This is a genomic window from Streptomyces sp. TLI_053, from assembly GCF_900105395.1.
Taxonomy (GTDB): domain Bacteria; phylum Actinomycetota; class Actinomycetes; order Streptomycetales; family Streptomycetaceae; genus Kitasatospora.
Window position 1 is genome coordinate 2654419 of sequence record NZ_LT629775.1, and the last position, 19537, is coordinate 2673955.

The 19537-nt window shown below is 71.0% G+C and carries 27 protein-coding genes; 7 read left to right on the top strand and 20 right to left on the bottom strand.

Features of this window, described 5'->3' with window-relative positions; translation table 11 throughout:
* Nucleotides 1-33 precede the first annotated feature (33 nt).
* The 3 genes from BLU95_RS10490 to BLU95_RS10500 all read left to right on the top strand — a co-directional run bounded on the left by BLU95_RS10490 (nt 34) and on the right by BLU95_RS10500 (nt 3913).
* Nucleotides 34-1101 (top strand): metallophosphoesterase, encoded by a 1068-nt coding sequence (locus BLU95_RS10490; RefSeq protein ID WP_159424842.1) that lies wholly within the window; start codon nt 34-36, stop codon nt 1099-1101.
* Between the two features lie 42 nt (nt 1102-1143).
* On the top strand, nt 1144-1647 hold the full coding sequence (locus BLU95_RS10495; RefSeq protein WP_093859772.1) for a GNAT family N-acetyltransferase: 504 nt from the start codon (nt 1144-1146) through the stop codon (nt 1645-1647).
* 214 nt (nt 1648-1861) lie between these two features.
* On the top strand, nt 1862-3913 hold the full coding sequence (locus BLU95_RS10500; RefSeq protein WP_159424843.1) for a hypothetical protein: 2052 nt from the start codon (nt 1862-1864) through the stop codon (nt 3911-3913).
* 55 nt (nt 3914-3968) lie between these two features.
* Here the strand turns inward: BLU95_RS10500 and BLU95_RS10505 are convergent, their stop codons facing one another.
* From BLU95_RS10505 to BLU95_RS10550, 10 genes are all read right to left on the bottom strand, one after another.
* Nucleotides 3969-5093: a methyltransferase domain-containing protein gene (locus BLU95_RS10505; RefSeq protein WP_093859774.1), complete on the bottom strand. Its 1125-nt coding sequence runs from the start codon at nt 5091-5093 to the stop codon at nt 3969-3971.
* Entirely contained in the window at nt 5090-6061 is a 972-nt protein-coding gene (tgmB, locus tag BLU95_RS10510) for an ATP-grasp ribosomal peptide maturase (RefSeq protein ID WP_093859775.1), read from the bottom strand. The genes BLU95_RS10505 and tgmB overlap by 4 nt, the downstream gene beginning before the upstream one ends.
* Nucleotide 6062: 1 nt before the next feature.
* A complete protein-coding gene (locus BLU95_RS10515; RefSeq protein WP_093859776.1) occupies nt 6063-6323 on the bottom strand; it encodes a hypothetical protein in 261 nt (86 codons plus the stop codon).
* A gap of 72 nt (nt 6324-6395) precedes the next feature.
* Nucleotides 6396-7223 (bottom strand): helix-turn-helix domain-containing protein, encoded by an 828-nt coding sequence (locus BLU95_RS10520; RefSeq protein WP_093859777.1) that lies wholly within the window; start codon nt 7221-7223, stop codon nt 6396-6398.
* Nucleotides 7224-7331: 108 nt separating this feature from the next.
* Nucleotides 7332-7913: a DUF3995 domain-containing protein gene (locus BLU95_RS10525; RefSeq protein WP_093859778.1), complete on the bottom strand. Its 582-nt coding sequence runs from the start codon at nt 7911-7913 to the stop codon at nt 7332-7334.
* A 96-nt stretch (nt 7914-8009) separates the two neighbouring features.
* The gene (locus BLU95_RS10530; RefSeq protein ID WP_231978512.1) at nt 8010-8846 is read right to left on the bottom strand and encodes a helix-turn-helix domain-containing protein; all 837 of its coding nucleotides are present in this window, start codon (nt 8844-8846) and stop codon (nt 8010-8012) included.
* On the bottom strand, nt 8843-9355 hold the full coding sequence (locus BLU95_RS10535) for a DUF6879 family protein (protein WP_093859779.1): 513 nt from the start codon (nt 9353-9355) through the stop codon (nt 8843-8845). Before BLU95_RS10535 ends, BLU95_RS10530 begins: the two co-directional genes overlap by 4 nt.
* The gene (locus BLU95_RS10540) at nt 9339-9551 is read right to left on the bottom strand and encodes a hypothetical protein (RefSeq protein ID WP_093864783.1); all 213 of its coding nucleotides are present in this window, start codon (nt 9549-9551) and stop codon (nt 9339-9341) included. Before BLU95_RS10540 ends, BLU95_RS10535 begins: the two co-directional genes overlap by 17 nt.
* A gap of 106 nt (nt 9552-9657) precedes the next feature.
* On the bottom strand, nt 9658-10113 hold the full coding sequence (locus BLU95_RS10545; protein ID WP_093859780.1) for a hypothetical protein: 456 nt from the start codon (nt 10111-10113) through the stop codon (nt 9658-9660).
* Between the two features lie 84 nt (nt 10114-10197).
* A complete protein-coding gene (locus tag BLU95_RS10550) occupies nt 10198-11136 on the bottom strand; it encodes a MerR family transcriptional regulator (protein ID WP_093859781.1) in 939 nt (312 codons plus the stop codon).
* A 37-nt stretch (nt 11137-11173) separates the two neighbouring features.
* On the opposite strand from BLU95_RS10550, the gene BLU95_RS10555 reads away from it, so the two are divergent.
* A complete protein-coding gene (locus BLU95_RS10555) occupies nt 11174-11413 on the top strand; it encodes an NADPH-dependent FMN reductase family protein (protein WP_197698743.1) in 240 nt (79 codons plus the stop codon).
* A 382-nt stretch (nt 11414-11795) separates the two neighbouring features.
* Here BLU95_RS10555 and BLU95_RS10560 read toward each other — a convergent pair whose 3' ends face one another.
* The 6 genes from BLU95_RS10560 to BLU95_RS10585 all read right to left on the bottom strand — a co-directional run bounded on the left by BLU95_RS10560 (nt 11796) and on the right by BLU95_RS10585 (nt 15598).
* A complete protein-coding gene (locus BLU95_RS10560) occupies nt 11796-12272 on the bottom strand; it encodes a hypothetical protein (RefSeq protein WP_093859782.1) in 477 nt (158 codons plus the stop codon).
* Between the two features lie 257 nt (nt 12273-12529).
* Nucleotides 12530-13225 (bottom strand): hypothetical protein, encoded by a 696-nt coding sequence (locus BLU95_RS10565; RefSeq protein ID WP_093859783.1) that lies wholly within the window; start codon nt 13223-13225, stop codon nt 12530-12532.
* A 193-nt stretch (nt 13226-13418) separates the two neighbouring features.
* Nucleotides 13419-13742, bottom strand: coding sequence for a putative quinol monooxygenase (locus tag BLU95_RS10570; protein WP_093859784.1), 324 nt, complete (start codon nt 13740-13742; stop codon nt 13419-13421).
* Nucleotides 13743-13969: 227 nt separating this feature from the next.
* The gene (locus BLU95_RS10575) at nt 13970-14338 is read right to left on the bottom strand and encodes a hypothetical protein (protein WP_093859785.1); all 369 of its coding nucleotides are present in this window, start codon (nt 14336-14338) and stop codon (nt 13970-13972) included.
* Nucleotides 14339-14525: 187 nt separating this feature from the next.
* On the bottom strand, nt 14526-14960 hold the full coding sequence (locus BLU95_RS10580; protein ID WP_093864784.1) for an NUDIX hydrolase: 435 nt from the start codon (nt 14958-14960) through the stop codon (nt 14526-14528).
* Nucleotides 14961-15226: 266 nt separating this feature from the next.
* Nucleotides 15227-15598 carry a hypothetical protein gene (locus BLU95_RS10585; RefSeq protein WP_093859786.1) on the bottom strand — a complete coding sequence of 124 codons (372 nt, stop codon included), beginning with the start codon at nt 15596-15598 and terminating at the stop codon, nt 15227-15229.
* Between the two features lie 60 nt (nt 15599-15658).
* On the opposite strand from BLU95_RS10585, the gene BLU95_RS10590 reads away from it, so the two are divergent.
* Nucleotides 15659-16054, top strand: coding sequence for a hypothetical protein (locus BLU95_RS10590; protein WP_093859787.1), 396 nt, complete (start codon nt 15659-15661; stop codon nt 16052-16054).
* Here BLU95_RS10590 and BLU95_RS10595 read toward each other — a convergent pair.
* From BLU95_RS10595 to BLU95_RS10605, 3 genes are all read right to left on the bottom strand, one after another.
* Nucleotides 16038-16328 carry a DUF397 domain-containing protein gene (locus tag BLU95_RS10595; protein WP_093859788.1) on the bottom strand — a complete coding sequence of 97 codons (291 nt, stop codon included), beginning with the start codon at nt 16326-16328 and terminating at the stop codon, nt 16038-16040. The two genes, BLU95_RS10590 and BLU95_RS10595, sit on opposite strands and share 17 nt — an antisense overlap.
* Before the next feature lie 167 nt (nt 16329-16495).
* A complete protein-coding gene (locus tag BLU95_RS10600; protein ID WP_093859789.1) occupies nt 16496-16678 on the bottom strand; it encodes a DUF397 domain-containing protein in 183 nt (60 codons plus the stop codon).
* The gene (locus BLU95_RS10605) at nt 16675-17553 is read right to left on the bottom strand and encodes a helix-turn-helix domain-containing protein (protein ID WP_093859790.1); all 879 of its coding nucleotides are present in this window, start codon (nt 17551-17553) and stop codon (nt 16675-16677) included. The genes BLU95_RS10600 and BLU95_RS10605 overlap by 4 nt, the downstream gene beginning before the upstream one ends.
* Before the next feature lie 127 nt (nt 17554-17680).
* On the opposite strand from BLU95_RS10605, the gene BLU95_RS10610 reads away from it, so the two are divergent.
* Nucleotides 17681-18169: an ATP-binding protein gene (locus BLU95_RS10610; protein ID WP_093859791.1), complete on the top strand. Its 489-nt coding sequence runs from the start codon at nt 17681-17683 to the stop codon at nt 18167-18169.
* Complete coding sequence (locus tag BLU95_RS42220; RefSeq protein WP_159424844.1) at nt 18156-18332, top strand: hypothetical protein; 177 nt, start codon at nt 18156-18158, stop codon at nt 18330-18332. The genes BLU95_RS10610 and BLU95_RS42220 overlap by 14 nt, the downstream gene beginning before the upstream one ends.
* A 70-nt stretch (nt 18333-18402) precedes the next feature.
* Here the strand turns inward: BLU95_RS42220 and BLU95_RS10615 are convergent, their stop codons facing one another.
* Nucleotides 18403-18825, bottom strand: a complete 423-nt coding sequence (locus BLU95_RS10615) for a hypothetical protein (RefSeq protein ID WP_093859792.1) — start codon at nt 18823-18825, stop codon at nt 18403-18405.
* Nucleotides 18826-19537: the final 712 nt, after the last annotated feature.

The following is a 19537-nucleotide window of genomic DNA, read 5'->3' on the forward strand; positions in this document are numbered from 1 at the left end:
TGGCAGTTCTGCCACTTCCTTAGCGTCGCCCGCATGACGCCTTCCGCGAACCCTGCCCCGAGCCCCGCCGCCCCGGACGCCACCGCCCCGAGCCCCGTCGCCCCGGACGCCACCGCCCCCGGCGACGTCCACGTCGTCCGCGTCGTCCAGTTCTCCGACACCCACTTCCGCGCCGCCCCCGGCGCCCGCTCGTTCACCGCCCACGAGCCCGAGGACGGCCTCGCGGCCGTGCTCGCCGACGCCGCCCGCGCCGTCGAGGAGGCCGCCGCGGTCGTCGTCACCGGCGACCTGGCCGACCTCGGCGAGCCTGCCGCGTACGAGCGGCTGGGCGAGGCGCTCGACCCGCTGCCCGCCCCCGTCTACTGCCTGCCCGGCAACCACGACCGCCAGGACCCGCTCCAGGCCTGCCTGCCCCGCCCCAATGTGCACCTGGAACCCGCCGTCCGGATCGGGAACTGGCTGCTGCTGCTCCTGGACACCAACGCCGACGGCCGCGAGCCCACGGCCGACGGCGGCCACCGCGACCGCGAGGACCGGGTCCACGCGGCCTCGCAGCCGAACCTGACCCCGGTCGAGGCGGCGCGCGCCCGCGCGATCCTCACCGCCGCCCGGGCGGAGCACGTGTTCCTCTGGCTCCACCAGCCGCCGCTGCCCGAGACCGCCCCGGCCGCCCAGGGCGACAGCGAACTCGCGCTCCTCGTCCGCGACTTCCCGGCGATCCGGGCGATCGGCGCGGGCCATCTGCACGGCGACCTCTCCGGCACCTTCGAGGGGCGGCCGGTGTACGTGTGCCCGTCCAGCTTCATGAGCATCGACACGGAACTGCGCCGCCTCGACGGCCCCGGCTACCGCACCTACCTGCTGCACCCCGACGGCCGGGTCGAGACCGAGGTCCGCACCGTACCGGGCCCGCTGACCGACGCCATGCGGGCCACCCCGCTGCCCGCCTTCCTCGCCGACCTGCTGAGCGGCCGCGCCACGCCCGAGGAGCTCGCGGCGCTGGACGACGCGCAGTTCGAGGCGCGCTACGGCGAGCCCCGCCCGATGGCCCGGGCGCGGTCCGGCCGGACCGGCGGCGAGGCCGCCGGCGGGACCCGCTAATCCACTTGTCGTCGCAGGTCGGGACGGTGCATGGTCATTGCCATGATCGAACTCCGCACCCTGACCTCCGACGACTGGCCGCTCTTCCGCGAGCTGCGCCTCGCCGCCCTGGCCGAAGCCCCCTACGCCTTCGGCTCCCGCCTCGCCGACTGGCAGGGCGAGGGCGACCGGGAGGAGCGCTGGCGCTCCCGGCTGGAGATCCCGGGCGCCCTCGACCTCGTCGCGCTCGTGGACGGCGAACCCGCCGCGATGGCCACCGGGGTACCGGCGGACGGGCACGCGGAGCTGATCTCGATGTGGGTCGGCCCGAAGGCCCGGGGCCGGGGCGCCGGGGCCCGGCTGATCGGCGAGATCGAACGCTGGGCCGTCGAACGGGGCTTCCCCGTCCTGCGCCTCGCGGTGATGCCGCACAACCCGCACGCCATCGCCCTGTACGAGCGCTGCGGCTTCACCGACACCGGCGAGCCGGGCGAGCTGCTCCCGGACGGCGTCTCCCGCGAACTGGTGCTGGCCAAGCCGCTGCCCGCCGCCGCGCCGTCTCTCTGAGCACCTGCGGCCGGTCCGCCTCAACTCTCCCAACTACCTTGTGTTTCACCGCAGTTCACGTGTCCGTTCCGGCCAGACGGCGGCCGGTTCGGGCCAGCTCCGGGAAATCGTGGCACCCGGACGACCGAGCGGTGCCTACGGTCGAGGAGCCTGTTGGCATCCCTTCCGTCGTCAGCCCGCACCTCGCGCACCGCCGAGCCAGGGAGTCCGTACTGTGCCGTCCTTGCTGCACTACGAGATCGTCGCGGATCCGACATCACTCCGAGCATCGCTCCCGAACGAGCCCTCCGTGGGGACGGTGTACCTGATCGTCTCCAACACCCACCAGGCCCAGGTGGAGTGGGACTACATCGACGTGGCCCTGCCGCTGCTCGCCCAGTCCTCCGACCTGACCGACACCCCTTCGGCGGTCACCGCCACCATCGAGCGGACGTACAACAACCCCTGGGACGACCCGCTGGAGTTCACCTGGGACGCCGCGAACAACTGCTTCCGGGCCCGGCTCTCCCAGGCGCGGCCGTCCACCCGGCAGTTCGCGCTCCTGGACGCCCACGGCGCGCTGGTGCTGAAGCTGGAGAACATCCCGGTCTCCGAGGGCGCCGGCCTGAGCCTGCTGGAGATCCGCGAGCGGTCCGGCGGCGGGGACGACAACCTCGCGATGCGGCAGGACCACTACACCACCCACCTCGGGCTGGCGAAGCAGACCCCGCGCGTCCCGCGCAACTTCCGCCCGGACAAGTCCCTGCTGGACACCGACGCGGGCGAGCAGCTCGTGCTCCGCTGGGACGGCCCCAACGGCCTCGACTACGCGATCCTCGACCAGACCGGCACCGAGGTCCACAGCGAACCGGCGGTGGCGGGAGCCGCTCCCGCCCACCAGGAGTACTCCTGGACCACCGCCGCCCCGAAGCGCGGCACCACCTACACCCTGGTCGCGAAGGCCGCCGGCGGCGGGCCGCAGCGCGGCTACTTCCTCACCACCACCGTGCACGCGGTGGTCCCCGAGTTCGCGGGCGGGACCCGCACCCCGTGGGTGGAGGGCGTCGCGAACAAGGGCCGGCTGACCCTGACCGCCGACGGCGCGGACGTCCGGACCCCGGCCGGCGACCTGGGCCGGATCACGGCCGACAAGGCCGACGTCGACAATGTGACGACGAGGGTGGTCCAGGGCCGCACCGACACCGCCGGCTGGCTCACCTTCCCGGACCGCGGCGTCAACGTCTTCCACGGCCACGACAGCACCCCCGGCGTCCTCACCGCCGGCCGCGTCGACGCGGACGGCGTCAACACCACCTGGGCGGGCAGCCGCGACGCCGGAAAGGGCTGGCTCGACTTCACCCAGCCCGGCGCCACCCTCCACAAGGACGGCAACCAGGACCTCGGCACCCTCACCGCGGAGAAGGTGGACGTCAACGGCATCAACACCACCTGGGTCGGCGACCGCGACGCCGGGAAGGGCTGGATCGGCTTCCCGCAGTCCGGCATCGACGTCCGCAAGGACGGCGGCCAGGACTGGGGCACCGTGCACGCCGACAAGGCGGACCTGAACGGCATCAACACCAAGTGGGTGCAGGGCCGCGGCACTTCGGACGGCTGGATCGAGTTCCCCGCCGAGGGCGTCCGCGTCCTGCGCGACGGCGGCCACGACCTCGGCACCGTCATCGCCGACAAGGCGGACCTGAACGGCCTGAACACCAAGTGGGTCGGCGACCGCGACGGCGGCCACGGCTGGATCGGCTTCCCCCAGGACGGCATCGACATCCGCAAGGACGGCGGCCAGGGGTGGGGCACCGTGCACGCCGACAAGGCCGACGTCGACGGCATCAACACCAAGTGGGTTCAGGGCCGCAGCACTTCGGACGGCTGGATCGAGTTCCCCGCCGAGGGCGTCCGCGTCCTGCGCGACGGCGGCCACGACCTCGGCACCGTCACCGCCGACAAGGCCGACCTCAACGAACTGCACACCGTCGAGGCCCGGGTCTCGGGCGAGGCGCGGGTGAAGGGACTGCTGACCGCCAGCGGCGGGATGAAGCTCTACCACGACGGCGAGCGGCTGTTCTTCACCATGCCGGACCGGATCATCTTCTACGGCATCAACGAGTTCAAGAAGTGGGTGACCTTCGACCAGGGTGTCGCGATCGCCTTCCAGAACGGCAGCGTCGAGATGACCGAGAAGTACGGCGTCCTGATCCGCGGCGACGTCCAGATCCAGCAGTCCAGGCTCTCCATCTCCACCGGCCATCCGCCGCAGGTCCGCTACCTGTAGCGGCCTGCCGCGCAGGAAGTCGGGCGGGCCGACTTCCTGCGCGGGTACCTGGCGGTCAAAGGCGCCAGGACGCCGTCGAGCCGTCCGGCACCGTGAAGGTGACCTCGTGCGAGCCGTCGGGGCCGACCGTGAGGGCGAACCACTCACGGCGGGGCCGGTGGTGGCGCCGCCAGGCGGTCCAGGCGGACTCCACGAGCTGCCAGAGGTCGCGCGGTCCGCTCGTGGCCACCTCCGACGGGCGGCCCGGGTGGTCCCGGACGGCGGCCGTCGAGCCGTCCGCCGGGTCGTGCAGCGTGCCGCCGTCCCGCACGACGCTCCGGGACAGGGCGAGGCCGACCCAGAAGGAGAAGGCGTGGTCGTCCAGCACCCGGGCCCCGACCACGCTGCTCCGGCGCCGGCCCGCGACCGGCGCCGGGGGTCCTGGAACCACCGCACTTCCTTTCGGCCGCAGCGGCATGAACGCGGCGGGCCGGTGCAGGAACCGGCCCGCCGCGCCACCTCCGGGCAGCTTGGTGAGGCAGGCGACGGCGCCGCCGCCGAGGGCGTTCCCGAGCGGGACGACGATCACCCCGCCGGTCACGCACTGCTCCAGCCAGGCCGTCGGCAGGCGGCGCACGGAGCAGGTGGCGATGATCCGATCGAACGGCCCGCCCGCCGGTGGCGCGCCCGCGCCGTCCGCTCCCAGGACGGCAGGCTCGTACCCGATCGCGCGCAGCCGCTCCCGGGCCGCGTCCACCAGCCGCGAGGTGCGGTCGACGGTGGTGACGGTCCCCCCGCCCGCGAGGCGGCAGAGCAGCGCGGCGTTGTACCCGGTGCCCGTGCCGATCTCCCACACCCGGTCCCCGGGCAGGACGTCGAGGGCGTCCAGCATCTCCGCCATCAGTCCGGGGGCGGTGGAGGACGAGGTGGCGTCCCCGGTGACCCCTTCGTCCGGCGCCTCCTCCGCATGCACTCCGCCCACCTCGGTGACCAGCACCTCGTCCGCGTACACCGCGCGCAGCCACTCCTCCCCCGGGCCGCGCGTCGGCAGGTACGTCCCGCCGTCGCGCCGGTAGAAGGCGGGGACGAACGGATGCCTCGGCACATTGAGGAAGGCCTCGACCACCCGGGAGGAGAGGACGGACGCGCCCCGCTCGATCTCCCGGGCGAGCCCGATCCTCGCTTCGAGTTCTGCGGTCATGCATCGGTGCCTTCCAAGTAGTCACAGATGGCGGCGGTGACGGGCAGCCCCGTCGCCTGTTCGACGAACCCGTACTGCCCGTTGGGGTTGACCTCCAGGAACACCCACTCCCCTGCCGGGGTCACCACGAAATCGAACGCCCCGTACGGGAGCCCGAGTTGCTCCAGCATGCGGTGTACCGCTGCTGCTACTGCGGCGGGCGGCTCGCACACCCGGTAGTCGAGGCTGTCGTAGTCGCTGCGCCAGTCGACTCGGGCCGCCTCCGAGCCCGCGTGGATCTCCGCGGCGAAGAGCCGCCGCCCGACGGCCGTGAGCCGGACCTCGTACGCCTTCGGCACCCACTCCTGGAACAGGTGGGCGGTGGTGGCGATCGACGGATGACCGACGTCCTGCGGCCGGAGCAGGCTCGCGTAGACCGCCACCGACCGCCCGCCGACGGTCCACCGGACCGGGGCGAACGGCTTGTAGACGACCGGCCCGCCGATCCGCTCGGCGAACTCCCGGGCGCGGTCAGGGCAGTTGGTGATCAGTGTGCGCGGCACCCGCAGCCCGCAGCCGGCGGCCACCCGGAGTTGCAGCGGCTTCGACTCGGCCTCGGCCGCCCGGCCCGGCGGCGGCAGCCACCGGGCCGGGAGCGCCGCCAGCAGGCCGCCGAAGCCCCGCCGGGCTTCGGCGGCCGCCACCGCCCGCGCCTCTTCGGGGACTTCGGGTGGGAACTCGGCGGGGGTGGGCCGCCGGTAGTAGACGGAGCGGACGGCCGCCGGATCGAGGACCCGGCGGCCGGTCACCAGCTCCCCGTGCCACCCGGCCGGACCGTCGAGGCCCGCCGCCACAGCGAGCCTCGACGGGAACCAGGCTGTGTCCGCCCGGAAGACCGGCACCGCCCGCCGGTTGAGCTCCTCGATCACCAGATCGGCGGTCGGGTCGAACGTCCCCGTGAGCACGAGGACGGTTGTGGAAACGGACATCTCAGTCGTTGCTGCTTCCGGGATCGTCCGGCGCGTCCATCTCGCCGGAGGGCTGCGTCGGACCGTAGGTCTTGGGCGGGTTGCTGGTCATGTAGACACCGGGCGGCAGACCCGCGTAGGTACAGGTCTGCGTCTCCTCGTCGTACGCGAGGTCGGCGGCGAGGATGCCTCCGGTCCCCGTGACCGGGCTCAGGAACCGGAACGCGAACGGACTTCCCGGGCCGACGATGCCGTCGAGCACCGGCAGTGCTGCGGTGGACATGGGTGCCCCTCACCTTCTGCTCACCGAATCGCGGTGGGCGAGGTTCAAGGTAGGGGTCGATTCGACGGTTCGTCAGAAACTTTCTCGTTGCTGCAAGAACTCGTCCCGGAGCACCGCGAGCATCGAACGCATCGGCTCGCCGTCGAGTGCCACCTGTTCGAACCTCCGGAAGCGGGAGAGATAGAGATCCACGTCCTTGGGATCGCCCGTCGAGATCTCGGCGTGCGGGATCTCCACGATGACCAGCCGAGTGTCGTAGACGATGAAGGAGGAGGAGCTGACCTCCGTCATCCTTGCCGCGAGCGGAACAACACCGATGTGCACGTTCGAAAGTCGGGACAGCGTGATGATCCTGTCGATCTGCAGCGCCATTTCCGCCGGCGAGACGATCAGCCAGCGCAGCACGGACTCGGTGATCAGGTAGCGGAAGGTCTTCCGGGAGTCGAACAGCACCGATTGCCGTTCCAACCGAGCGGCGGTCGTGCGCGCCAGGACGTCAGGAGTCAGCCCCTTGGGGGCGAGAACGGCTCGGACGTACTCCGGGGTCTGGCAGAGACCGGGAACGCAGGATGGCTGGAACACCCGCTGGACCTCGGTCTCCGCCTCGATGGCCCGGATGCTGTCCTGGTGGTGGTGAAAGCCCGTTCGCCGGAAGAAGCGCCAGGCCACGGCCTCGGTCGCCGCGCGGCGGGCAGTCTCGACCAGCTCGGCACGGACGTCGTCGGGAACGCCGATGGCGATGAGGATCCGCTCGACGTCGATGGTGGAGGGCTTGGCCTTGCCCGTCTCGATCCTGCTCAGCTTGGAGGGCGACATGGCGGCGCCGCGGGCGACCGCCTTGGCCTCTTTCCCGGCCCTCTGCCGAAGATCCCGCAGGGTACCGCCAATATCGATCGTCATGCCGGTTCATGCTCCCGACTCCCGCCTGTCGGCAGCAAGCGCAGTTTCGTGCGACAACGCGAAATCGGCTCGCCGCGCAGGAAGTCGGGCGGTCCGACTTCCTGCGCGTCAGCCGAGGCCCGTGGCCGTGGAGGCCAGGGAGAGGAGGAGGGCGCCGAGGGCGCCGGCGGTGGCGAGGAGACGGGTGGGGCGGCGGTCGTCGTGGAGGCGGAGGTATCGGGCGGTCGCGGCAGCGAAGGCCAGGCCACCGGCGATGAACCACGGGCCCCACAGGTAGAGGTACCAACGGGTGAGGCCGGCCAGGTCGGGGGCGACGGTGGCGGCACCGGTCTCGACGAGGATGCCGTGAACGACGAAGAGGCCGCCGTGCCAGACGAGGAGGACGGCCGCACCGCCGCCGCAGAACTCCAGGAAGCGGCCCGCCACCCGGCCCTGGAGGCGGGTCAGACCGATACCGATCGCCGCACCGAGGAGCTTGAGGAATCCCGTCACCCACAGGACGGCCAGGAACCACGGCACCCGGTCCTGGGCGAGCCGCACCAGCTCGGGCGCCACCGTCGACCGCGCGCCGAAGGTACTCCCCGCCGCCCAGAGGAAGCTGGGCACCGCGAACAGCACCCCCCACACCGCGACCGCGTACCCCCACCGCGCCCCCGGCCGGACGTCCCCCGCACTGCCCTTGATCGCCATGACTCCACGGTGGCGATTCCGGGGACCCGGGGGATCGTCCCCGGGGACGATCCCCCTCCCCCGCGCGAGCCACCCCGGCCGGCGGGACCGCCCTCCCTAGAGGTGGTCGTGGTCGTGCAGGTACTCGTCCCGGACGGCTTCGACCGCCGCCCTCATCCTGGCGTCGTAGACAGCCACTGCGGCGAAGCGCTCGAAGGTGTCCAGGTAGGTCGCGAGATCCTTGGGATTGCGCGTGGTGATCTCCGAGTGGAACGTCTCGACGATGACGAGGCGGTCGTCGTGGAGACTGAAGCAGGTCATGGGGAAATCCGGCATCCGGGCACCCTGGGGCAGCAGACCGAGAACTACGTTGGGGAGCCGGGAGAGTGACACGAGCCGGTCCAACTGCACAGCCATGACGGTCGAGTCGCAGATCCTCCACCGGAGTACGTGCTCACAGATGAGGAGATGGAAAGACCGGCCGGGATCGTGAAGCGCCTGTTGCCGGGCCAGTCGTGCGGCGGTAGTCCGAGTCCGCGATTCCTCGGACAGATCGGGCGAGAGATCGAAGACCGCCGAGATGTACTCCGGAGTCTGGAGCAGCCCTGGAATCAACTGTCCCTGAAAGAGCTTGAGTTCCCGGGTTCTGTCTTCGACGGCCTGGATCGCCTGCTGATGCTTCCAGAAGCCCGTGCGACGGATGAGCCGCCAGGCGGTCTCCTCGGTCGCGGCAGAACGAGCCTGTGCCAGGAACTGTTCCTTCGCCGCGCGCGAGACGCCGAGTGCCGTGAGGACGAGATCGACGTCCAGGACACTCGGGAGCACCTTGCCGTGCTCGATCTTGCTCAGCTTGCCCGGAGACATGGAAGCCCTGCGGGCCACCGCGTCCCCGGTCAGTCCCGAGGCATCACGCAGGGCTCGCAGGGCCTTTCCGATGTCGTCGGGAGCACTCAAGACGGGAGCTGCCGCCAGTAGTCGGCGAACGGGGTCGCGTGGGTCTGGGCGATGTCCCGGTAGCGGCGGTACTCGGGGGCGGCCTCAGCGGGGAGACGTTCGGCTCCGAGGAACTTGCCGCCCGTCGTGTAGTGCATGCGGTAGACCTCGGTGTCGTCGAACAGCCAGAAGTCGTGCTCCGGAAGGCCCGTCACCTGCTGGGTGGCGCGGTCGATGATCCCGATGGTCTCGCCCGCCGTGATGTTCCCCGGGTAGGCGGAGAGTTCGTAGCGGAGGTAGTCGGTCAGCGGGGAGGTGAGGACGTGAACGCGGGCCACCGCCTTGCCGAGATCCGTCATTGACCGGACCCACGGGTTGTCGTGCCACTCGGCCGGCATCGGCTCGTCCGCGAGGAAGGCCGCGAACTCCTCCTGCTCCTCCTCGACGTCGTACAGGTCCAGCGTCTCCAGCCGGAACGCGGTGCGGTGGAATCGTTCGAAGAGCAGAGCGAATTCAGTTCCGTCGAGCACGGAAGTACTCCTCCAATACGCTGACGGGCACGCGGACGACGGTCTCGCCCTCGGGAAGGCCGATCTGGGCGAGCTGCTCGGCGTCGGTGACCACGTAACCCTGGACCAGGAAGGCGGTTTCGTCCTCCGTCCCCCACAGCGTCGGGCACGTGCCGTTCTTGCAGTCCGGGTCTCCGGACAGTTTCCGCAGGGGCACTCTGCTCCTCCTCGTTCCGGCGTCGAGCTGATGCTTCACGCTCGGGCGGCCGGGGCGCAAGGTCATCGGCTTTCCGCTACGGGAAAGCCAGGAGTGCCTCGTGGCGTCAGCCCCGGCCGCTCGCCGCGTTGCGGACGCGGCGGGTGCGGCCGTGCTCCGCGAGCAGGCCCAGGGCGGCGGGGGAGGTGACGAACCGGGCGGTGACCGCCGTGCGCTGGAACCAGTCGGACGCGGTCAGCAGTTCCTCGTCCGTCCAGGGCTCGTCCAGGGCGACGGCCCTGAGCAGGGCCCACTCGCGCAGCCGACGGGCGAGGAAGTCCCGGTCACCGACGACCGCGGCCGTCGCAGCGGCCCAGGCCGGGAACCCGGGACCGGTCAGCAGCTCGGCGGCCCGCCGTTCGAGGTGCTGGTTCACGGCGGCTTCGGCCATGGCGGGATCGTCGTCGCGCAGGACGGCGCTCAACAGGTCGGCCTCCTCCGCCTCCACGACGCCCTCCAGCGCGCGGAGGTAGGAGTGGTAGCGCCGGTGCTCGGGGGGTTCGTCGTCGGGCGGAAGGCTCATGCGGCCATCAGATCACCTCTCGCCGTGGAGCTCCCGCGCAGGAAGTCGGGCGGGCCGACTTCCTGCGCAGGGGGCACCCGGCGCCTACGCGCCGCGGGCGCGCAGGGCGGCGGTGAACCAGCCGAACACCGGTGCCAGGCTCGGTGGGACGGGCCAGCCGTTGACGACGGACAGCAGGTGCCAATAACGCTCGGCACGCGGGTCGGCGGCGATGTCGAGGCGGGCCAGCAGCCACTGCCGCAGGTCCGCGTCGTCGGGCCGGTCGAAGGTCCGCGCGTAGGCGGCCGTCAGGGTGTCGACGACGGCGGCGGCCTCGGGCGAGGCCGGGCCGAGGCCGGCGTCGAGTGCGCGGCCGACGGCGTCGCGCACGGTCTCGGTGAGGTCGTGGTGCAGGCCGGTCGTGTCGCCGCGCCCGCGTTCGGCCGCCTGGTACTCGGCCATGCGGCGGACGGCGGCACGGAAGTCCGGGTCCTGGGTGAGTTCGGCGAGTTCGATCCAGGCGTGTAGCTGCTCGGGCGCGGGGTCGTCGGGGAGTTCGGGCACGGCCGAGCGCATCATGTCGACGAACTCGGCGTTGGCGTCCAGCCCGCCGAAGGTGTCGTCGACGAAGTCGGTGATCAGGCGGCGGCGTTCGTCGTCGGAGAGCTTTGCGAGCTTGTGCATGAGGTCCATTTCCTCGGGAGTGGAGTGGTCGCGTTTCGCTACTGCCCGCAGCACCGCGCGCCGCAGGCGCAGGACGCGGATCTGCGCCTCCAGCGCGTCGGCGTGCGCGGCCGCGACCTCGGTCAGCGAGACCTCGCGGTCCAGCACCCGCCGGACGGCGGCGAGTTCGAGGCCGAGTTCGCGCAGGGTGCGCACCAGGTCGAGCCGGGCGAGCGCGCCGAGGTCGTAGAGCCGGTAACCGGCCGGGCTGCGGTCGGTCGGCGGCACGATCCCGGAGTCCGACCAGAACCGGATGGTCTTGACCGTCAGCCCGGTCCGCCGGGCCAGGTCGCCGATCGTGAAGAGCGTGTCCCCGTCCATGCGCCTACTCTCGCGTCTCCCCCCACGGGAGACTCAAGTGTTCGCCACCAGCGGGCTCCCCGAGTTTCCGCCGATGCCGTTCGCCCGGCCGCTGTCCCGGCTGCTCGCACGCAAGGGCTTCGAGGTGGCCGGGAGCTTCTCGTGCCGGGCGTTCGACACCTGGGCGCCGTTCCGGCCGGTGGGCGGCATCAACAAGCAGCGGCCGGACGACGCGGACCTGGCAGCCGCGCACGCCTTCGCCGCGCGGCTGCCGGACGGGCCGGGACCGACGGCCTGACACGCGCCGTTCCGACGGCCCCGTCAACGCGGTCGGTCCACCCGGTCAGTCAGTCGACCTGGAGCTCGCCCATCCGGCTCCAGCCGGTGGCGCCTTCGCGGGCACACGGACGACGCGAAGGCAGTCCGGGTCTCCGGACACGTTCCGCAGGGCCACTGCTCCTCCTCGTTCCGGCTTCGAGACGATGCTTCACGCTCGGGCGGCCCGGGCGCACGGACATCGGCTTTCCACTACGGGAAAGCCGATAGTGCCGCCTCGCACCGGAGACGCCCCGTACTGCCCTTGATCGACACGGCTCCACCACGTCAGTACCGCAGCGGAGGGGCCTCGTCCGCGCGGACGAGGCCCCTCCCGCGAGAGTCGTCGGCTGGGAGCGGAGAGCCTACGACCCGTCCGGCCCCGAGAGTCCGCCAAGGCTTCCCGGTTCGACGGCGGCATCGGTGGTCGCGGAATCGGCGGCTTCGACGGGGTGCGGATCCACGGACACCGCTGTGGTCACCAGCCGGATGTCGTACTCGGTCCAGCAGTCCGAGATCTCGATGCCGACCTCGCTGCCACAACCGGCGCACAACAGGTTCGGGCCGTCGATCCCGTCCCGCCTGCAGCACCCGTAGAGCCGAGCCGTGTTCGTATGGGGCCGCATCCGCAAGCCGTCCAGCGGGTTGATCACCCAGGTCCTGGTCCCGCCGTCACGGCCGTACGGATCCGGGTCGGCGGCGACGGAACCCTGCGCCATCGTCGACGGGCCGTAGGTGTAATGGCCCCTCCCCTTCACCCGCGCGAGAGGCTGCCACTCGCGCAGTTCCAGCGGAGTCGACAGCGCAGCACCGCACAGCCGGCATCTGAAGACGATCAGCACTCGCGCGTCTCCCCCGTTCGTACCAACCCTCTTACCTGCAGGCCGTCGGGCAGGCTATCGCGGCGGGAGCGCAATCCACCCTGCGCAGAAAGTCGGGCCGGCCGACTTCCTGCGCAGGAGCACCCGCCCCCTACTCGCCCCGGGTGGGTCTCCAGGTGATCTTGACCGGGTGAGTCGACCCCCCGAGGGTCGGGGCGCCCCGGGCGAGGTCGGCGAGTTCGATCGAGGCGTGGACCTGCTCGGGCTCGGGCTCGGGCTCAGGCCCGCGAGTGTCCGTTCCCGGCAGAGACCGCCCCATGACGCTCCGGAATGTCCCGGGAGTCGTCGTGGACGGCCAGCTCGGCCAGCTTGAGCAGACGGCGGAAGTAGGCGAACGCCCCGGGAAACGTCGCCGGGTGGCCGAGGTGGACAAGGCCCCTGCGCAGCTTGGGCAGACAGCTTCGCAGGACTTCCTCGTGGCCCGGTCCCAGCGCGCCTCCGCGGGCGAGGTAGGTGGAAAGGCAACCGGAGACCGTCGCGTCCAAGTACGCCAGATCGCCCTTGTCCGCAGTCGGAACCTCGGGGAACGGCTCTGCGGCGTGCACAGCCCACAGAAGCCCGATCTCACGGAACATGGCCCGGTGCCCGTCGGGCCCGGGCCACCGCCATCCGTTCAGACGACGGAGCTCCGCCACCGAGGGCGCCCGCTGCTGCTGCCGCTTCGCCGTCCGGCGCCGGTCGGCGAAGGCGCCGAGCTCGGCGAGCCACGCGGCCCGGCTGAGCTCCAGCATGTCCAGGGCCAGCAGCAGCGCCCGTTCGTCCGTCCTCAGAGCTCCTGCCGTACTGAGATACGACCACGTCGAGTCGAACCCGAGCGGGCAGTAGTGGCCGACCGCGCACCTCAGGGAGCTGTAGCGCCGTCCGTAGGGAAGATCCTGATCACGAACATGCCTGGCACAGGTGGCGAAGCTCATGTACCGATCGTCCCACCGACCGGCGTCCGGTCGCGCGCGCGTCCGAAGCGGGGCCGGCGCCGGGCTTCCGGCGCCGGGCCGGAGGCCGTCCCGGCGGAACCGACCGTCCCCCGACCGGGACGCCCTCCTTCGGACACGACACACGCGAACGGACTGCGAGGGATCCCGGGCGGCAGGATCCCCACCCGGTCAGTCAGTCGACCTGGAGCTCGCCCATCCGGCTCCAGCCGGTGGCGCCCTCGATCGTGGTGCTGACGATCTCGGGGGTGCGGGTGACCAGGGGGCGCATGGTCTCCAGGGCGGCGCGGAAGTGCGCGGAGGTGACGTGCGCCTCGGCCGCGTCGTCCTGGAACGCCTCCACCAGGACGTAGGTGTCCGGCTCCTCCAGGCTGCGGGACCACTCGAACCAGAGGTTGCCCGGCTCGGCGCGGGTGGCGCTGGTGAATTCCGCGACCTTCTCGGGCCACTGCTCGACGTATTCGGACTTGACGGTGAATTTCACCACAATGAAGATCATTTGTCCATTATAGGCAGGGCGGGAGAGGCAGTTCCGCGAACGCCTCCCGCGCGTTCCTCCTCGTAGGGCATCGAGCATCGACCTTCCAGCGCGGGAAAGCCCGGAGCAGCCTTCAGCGAATCGGATTCAGGCGTTCTTGAGCGTGGGGTTTCTGCCGCGCCCGCACAGGAAGTCGGCCGCGCCGACTTCCTGTGCGGGCGCGGCCGTCAAGCGCTCGGGGTCCTGCCCTAGTAGGAGCGGACGGTCCGGCCCAGCTTGCGCTGGACGGAGCGCAGCGTGGTGAGCGTCTCGCCGTCGAGGAACCCCGTGGTCGTCGACCAATCGACGCCCGAACCGGCGAGGTCACTGACGAGGACGATCTCCGCCGAGAGAAGGATGCGCGCCCGGTCCACGGGCGCGATGGGGAGATCGTCCCGCAGGGCGCGCGCCAACCCGTGGGTCCGGTCGATCAGATCCCGGAAGTCCGCGAAGCCCATGCCGACGGCGAGTTGGTCACTGCATCGGGCCGGGCCGATCCATTCGACGAGCGAACGCGCCAGCAGCGCCGTCTCGCTCGGATCCAGGAGTGTGCTCGGCCTCGCCATGGACTCGGACATCGACCGGGAGCTCCTCTTGGTCATCTGCACAACAGTCTTGTCGGGCGCCGGCGTCCGGCGGACGGCCGGGCGCCGCGGTCACTCATTCTCAGGCGGGCCCGGCGGCCACCGCCGCTCGGGTGCGCCCCGAGCGGGCGCGCGGGAAGTCGGAGGGAGCGACTTCCCTTGTGGACGGGTGGGGCACTGGTCAGTCGAAGAGACGGCCGAGGAGGGCGCCTTGACCGGACTGGAGGACGTGGGCGGTCTCCAGGGGGATCCAGAAGCACTCGAAGGGGGTGGGCGCCCCGTTGCCGTCGTGGGTCTCCTGACTGAGCCAGCGTTCGGGGGCCGGCTCGGCGAGTGCCAGGTGGAAGACGTGCCGGTGCTGGATCTCGTACCGGTACGGGGTGAGGTCGTACGTGGTCTCGCCGAGCTTGCGCACGACGGCGAAGGCACTGAGACCGGTCTCCTCGCGGGCCTCGCGCAGGGCCGCGGCGGCCGGATCCTCGCCCGGGCGGATGCTGCCGGCCGGGACCTGGAGGCCGACCTCCTCGTAGCTGTGGTCGGTGTGCCGGAACACCAGCAGCCGCCCGTCCCGCACGACGTAGGCGAGCACCTTCTCCCTCATCGTCTTCTCCGGCATCACGACAGCCTCCGTACGGATCGGCACGACCGGGCGGCCGCGGTTCGGATCGCCCTCGGCAACGCGGGGCAGGAGAACGTCGGGCCAGGTGACCCGCACCGAGTCCTACGACGTCCCGGCGCGCCCGTGCCGAACCGGCCGGCGGTGGCGGCGTCGGCCGTGGCGACCGACCGAGAGGTGCGGGTACTACTGCCGATGGACCGCAGCCCGCACCTCCGGCTCCGGCGCTTCCCCGGACGCCGGACCGCTCCCCAGGTGGGGCGAGGCTATCTCTTGGAGCCCACGAGCAGGCCGAGGATGACGGGAACGGCGAAGAGGGAGAAGAAGACGGTGCTGATCACGTCGTGCGAGATGTTGTAGAAGACGACGATCCCGAGGACCACGGCCGGGGGGCCGAGGCAACCGCATCCCAGTCGCGTCCGGGTGGCCACCCGCTCACCCCGCTGCCGGGCCCACTGCCGGCGGGTCTCCGCGATGTACTGCTGACGGAAGGCGATCTCGTCGGCGCTCTGCGGCGGTGCAGCCCAGGTGAAGGTGATGTTCCCGTGGACATCCCGGATCTGGTAGACCGGGCCCTGGAAGTGCCCGCCCGAGATGTGGTTGTAGATATTCGGATCCTGATCGCCTCTGTCCCCCATATGGACTTACCGCAGAGCAGAATTGACGTTTCGTCAGCCTGTGGTGACAGGGGGTGCCGAGTGGATCCGACGGCAGTGGAACTGCTGACCGCACTGGCCGGTGGCGACGGCGGGGAGGCCGGCCGGGAGGCGTGGGCGGGGCTCGGTGTGCTGGTGCGGCGGCCCTTCGAGGCCGCGCCCGCGGTCAGCTCGGGCGAGGCACAGTGGGTGGCTCTTGGGCGGGCGCCCAACGAGCTGGCCCGCGCCCACGAGCTGAGCACGGCGCTGGCGGTACGGGCGGCGCTGGACGCCGAGTTCCGTGCCGATCTGGTGCGCTGGCAGGAGCAGGCGCGGTCGGTCCGCACCGGGCAGGGCGCCGTGCACAACACGATCAGCGGCGGCACCTTCCACGGATCCGTTTCGATCGTGCAGGGCCGAGACTTCCACGGCGGACTGGACTTCAGGCGGAGCGAGTAAAGGCGACGAACGCCTCCCAGGCTGCCGGGGTGAAGGTGAGGTGGGGGCCGGACTTGTCCTTGGAGTCACGGACGAGGACGGCGGAGGTCGTCTCGGCGACCTCTACGCACTCGCCGCCGCCGCCGCTGCTGTGGGTGCTCTTGCGCCAGCCTACCTCGACGCATTCGCCGCCCTCGTTGCTGCTGTAAGTGCTCTTGAACCAGGCGATCTCTACGCACTCGCCGCCCTCGGCGCCGCTGTGGCTGCTCTTGAACCAGACCAGTTCGCTGCTCATCGTTCTCCCTGAAGTGAGAGGCGTCGGTGGCGCGCGCCCAGGATACGTAGCAACTCCGCTGGGGGACACCCGTACAACCCGTACAACGAGCCGACAGCGCCGCCACAAAGAGCGACCGTCCACCGGTCGGTGGACGGTCGCTGGGCGCCGAGGGGGAAGACTGGTCGTCAGACCGACTGCGCGAACTCGACGAACGCCTCCCAGGCGGCCGGCGAGAAGGTGAGGCTGGGGCCCGACTTGTCCTTGGAGTCACGCACCAGCACGGCGGACGTCGCCTCGGCGACCTCGACGCACTCCCCGCCCTCGCCACTGCTGTAGCTGCTCTTGAACCACGCCAGTTCGCTGCTCATCGCTCTCCCAGAATCTTCTCAATCAACGTCATGGACTCCTGCGGCGTGTTCGCCTGCGCCCGGAGGACGCCGTATCGCGCATTCATGATGCGAACTTCCTCCTGGTCCGTGATCAGCCTACTGCTGGTCTGCACCTCGATGTAGCCCATCTGCGGACGCCCCTTGGGGGTGATCAGCGTGAACGGCCCACCATCACCAGCGTGCTCTGTGCGATCCAGTGGAAGGACCTGGATCACCATCCCCCGAGTACTCGCCACCCTGAGCAGATATCGCAACTGCTCCTTATGGACATCCCAACCTCCGATCGGGCGGCGAAGTACCCCCTCATCGATCACCCAGCTGAACATTCCGCGAGGCCACTTCGCCAGGATCTCCTGTCGCGCCATACGGGCCGCCACTCGCGTCTCAATCACCTCTTCGGCGAGGATTGGCTGACGCATTGAGAAGACAACGCGCGCATGATCCTCCGTCTGCAGAAGCCCCGGGATGCCGTACAGGCTGACGCAGTGGAGCTCCTGAGCCTGGGCCTCCAGCTTCGCGTAGCCCCGGAACCACTCCGGATGCCGCACCCGCGCCTTCGCCTTGGCGCTCTCGATGTCGTCCGACGTCACGATCAGCAGCCCGCCGGCGTCGAGGATCCGCTCCGACGCCTCCAGCAGCTCCCGCTGCGGCGTCCGCTTCCCCTGCTCCACCGCGCCGATCAGGCTCTCGGTGTAGCCGACCTGCTTGGCGAACTCCTTCTGCGTCAACCCCGCCCGTTCGCGCAGCAGTTTGATCTGCTTGCCGATCGCCTTGAGGAAGTCGGACACCTCGGAGAGGTCCTCCTCCAACTCCGGCCGCACATCCCCGCTGTCGCCGCCCTGAACTTCAGTCATAACGACCTCCCCATTTCCTGGTCACGGCCGACGGGCCGTCACACGACACTTTCCGCACGCATACAAGCACTCACCGTGCCCACCGGATGCATCGTCAGCGTAAGCCCGGGGGGGCACGCTTTTCCCCATGAAGTCCGAAATCCCCCTCGACGAACCGGCGCCGCGCGCCCACACCGCGCTCCTCACTTCCACCCCCAAGGGAGCCGCGATCGGCCGCCGGGTCGCCAGACAGCAGCTGACCACCTGGGGACTCAACTCCCTTTGTGCGGAGGCCTTTCACTCCGCGCTGATCATCGTGGCCGAACTGGCCGCCAACGCCTCCACCCACGGGCGCACACCGGGGCGCGGGTTCGAACTGGGCCTCTCGCTCACCTCCGTGCGCCGGTCGCGCACCACCGTACTCCGCATCGAGGTGTCCGACTGCCGGGGCGACAAGCAGCCCGTCCTGCCGGATCCGCGGTCGTGTTCCGGCGACGCGCAGTCGGGGCGGGGCCTCACCCTCGTCGACGCGCTCGCCGACCGCTGGGGCACCCTCGCCCGCGAGCCCGGCGCCAAGACGGTGTGGGCCGAACTCGACCTCCCCGAAGGCAAGTCCGAGGCCGATGCCGCCGCCTGAGCGCCACTCCCCCGACACCGCGACCACCGTGACCGTCGCCGCCTGCACCGTGCTGCCGATCACGCTGCTGCTCGCCCTGGTCGCCTGGATCTACCCGGTCCTGAGCCACCATCACCACCCGCGCCCGACCCCCGCCGCGTCCACCTCACCCACCCCTCGGTGACAGCACACCGAAAAGCGCCCTCGGCCCTCCCCTGCGGGAGGAACCGAGGGCATCCGCCGTGGGAGCGGGGTCAGGAGACGACCACGGTGACCTTCCACCGGGCCACGAACGGCGGGCAGACCGTGCGCGGGTCCGGCACGCAGCGGCCGACGGCGTTGATGTCGCTGGTGCCGGCGGTCGAAGCGGTGAAGGTGGCGTGGGAGTTGCCGTTCGGGTCGGCGGTACCCGCCGTCTGGCTCAGCACGGCGGCCGTGGCGGCGGCGGGCGCGTACCAGTACCAGGTCACCGTGTAGTCGCGGAGGGCGGTCAGGTCCACCTGCACGGTGTCGCCGACGCCGACGTGCACGGTGGTCCCGCCGTCCGCGTTGACGATGTGCACGGTGGACGTGGTGGTGGTCGCGGCGGCAGCGGGCGCGGCCGTGGCGGCGGGCGCGGCGCTCAGCGCCAGCGCGAGGGCGACAGCGGGCAGGGCGAACAGTCGCATGATCTTCATCAACACTCCCGGGCTTCGGTGGGGTTCGGCACTCGGAGCCTCCCGTCTACCGGGCCGCACCCGCCCCGGGCAACACCCTCCGCCCCCACCGCCCCGAAGCTGCGCCGAACGCACGCCCCGCACGCTCCCCCGATCACCGTAGGCGGGCCCTGCACCACCTTTGCCCCGTCTCTCCATCCTCTCCGCACTTTGCAAAGTCACACTTTGCAAAGTGCGGAGAGAAGCCCAGCCACCGCCCCGCGTGCTCCCACCGATCACCGCAGGCAGCCCCTGGCCCAAGGGCCAAGCCCTTGGACCAGGGGTCATGCCACTGCAGGCGGCCCCTGCGCCGCAGGGGCCGCCTGCACCGCCTTTGCCCTCCCGCACTTTGCAAAGCATGACTTTGCAAAGTGCGGGAGGGAAGGCCCCAGCATGTCCACCACCCCTCCGCCTCGCCACCGTTTCACCCCTTCTCCCCTTCCACCCCTTGGCCTCTTGGCCCCTACCCCCTCCACTGCTCTGCCCTCCCCCTCTCCTCCCTCCGCTCTTCCGCGCACTTTGCAAAGTGTGACTTTGCAAAGTGCGCGGAGGAGCCCGCCGCGCAACGCGCACTACTCTCCGCAGCCCGCCTCCCCGCCCGACCGGCATGCGCACCCCACCCCTCGGGGCCTGCACCGCTGCCCGTCCGACACCAGCGGATCTTGCGCCGACGAACGGCCGCACCTAGGGTCCG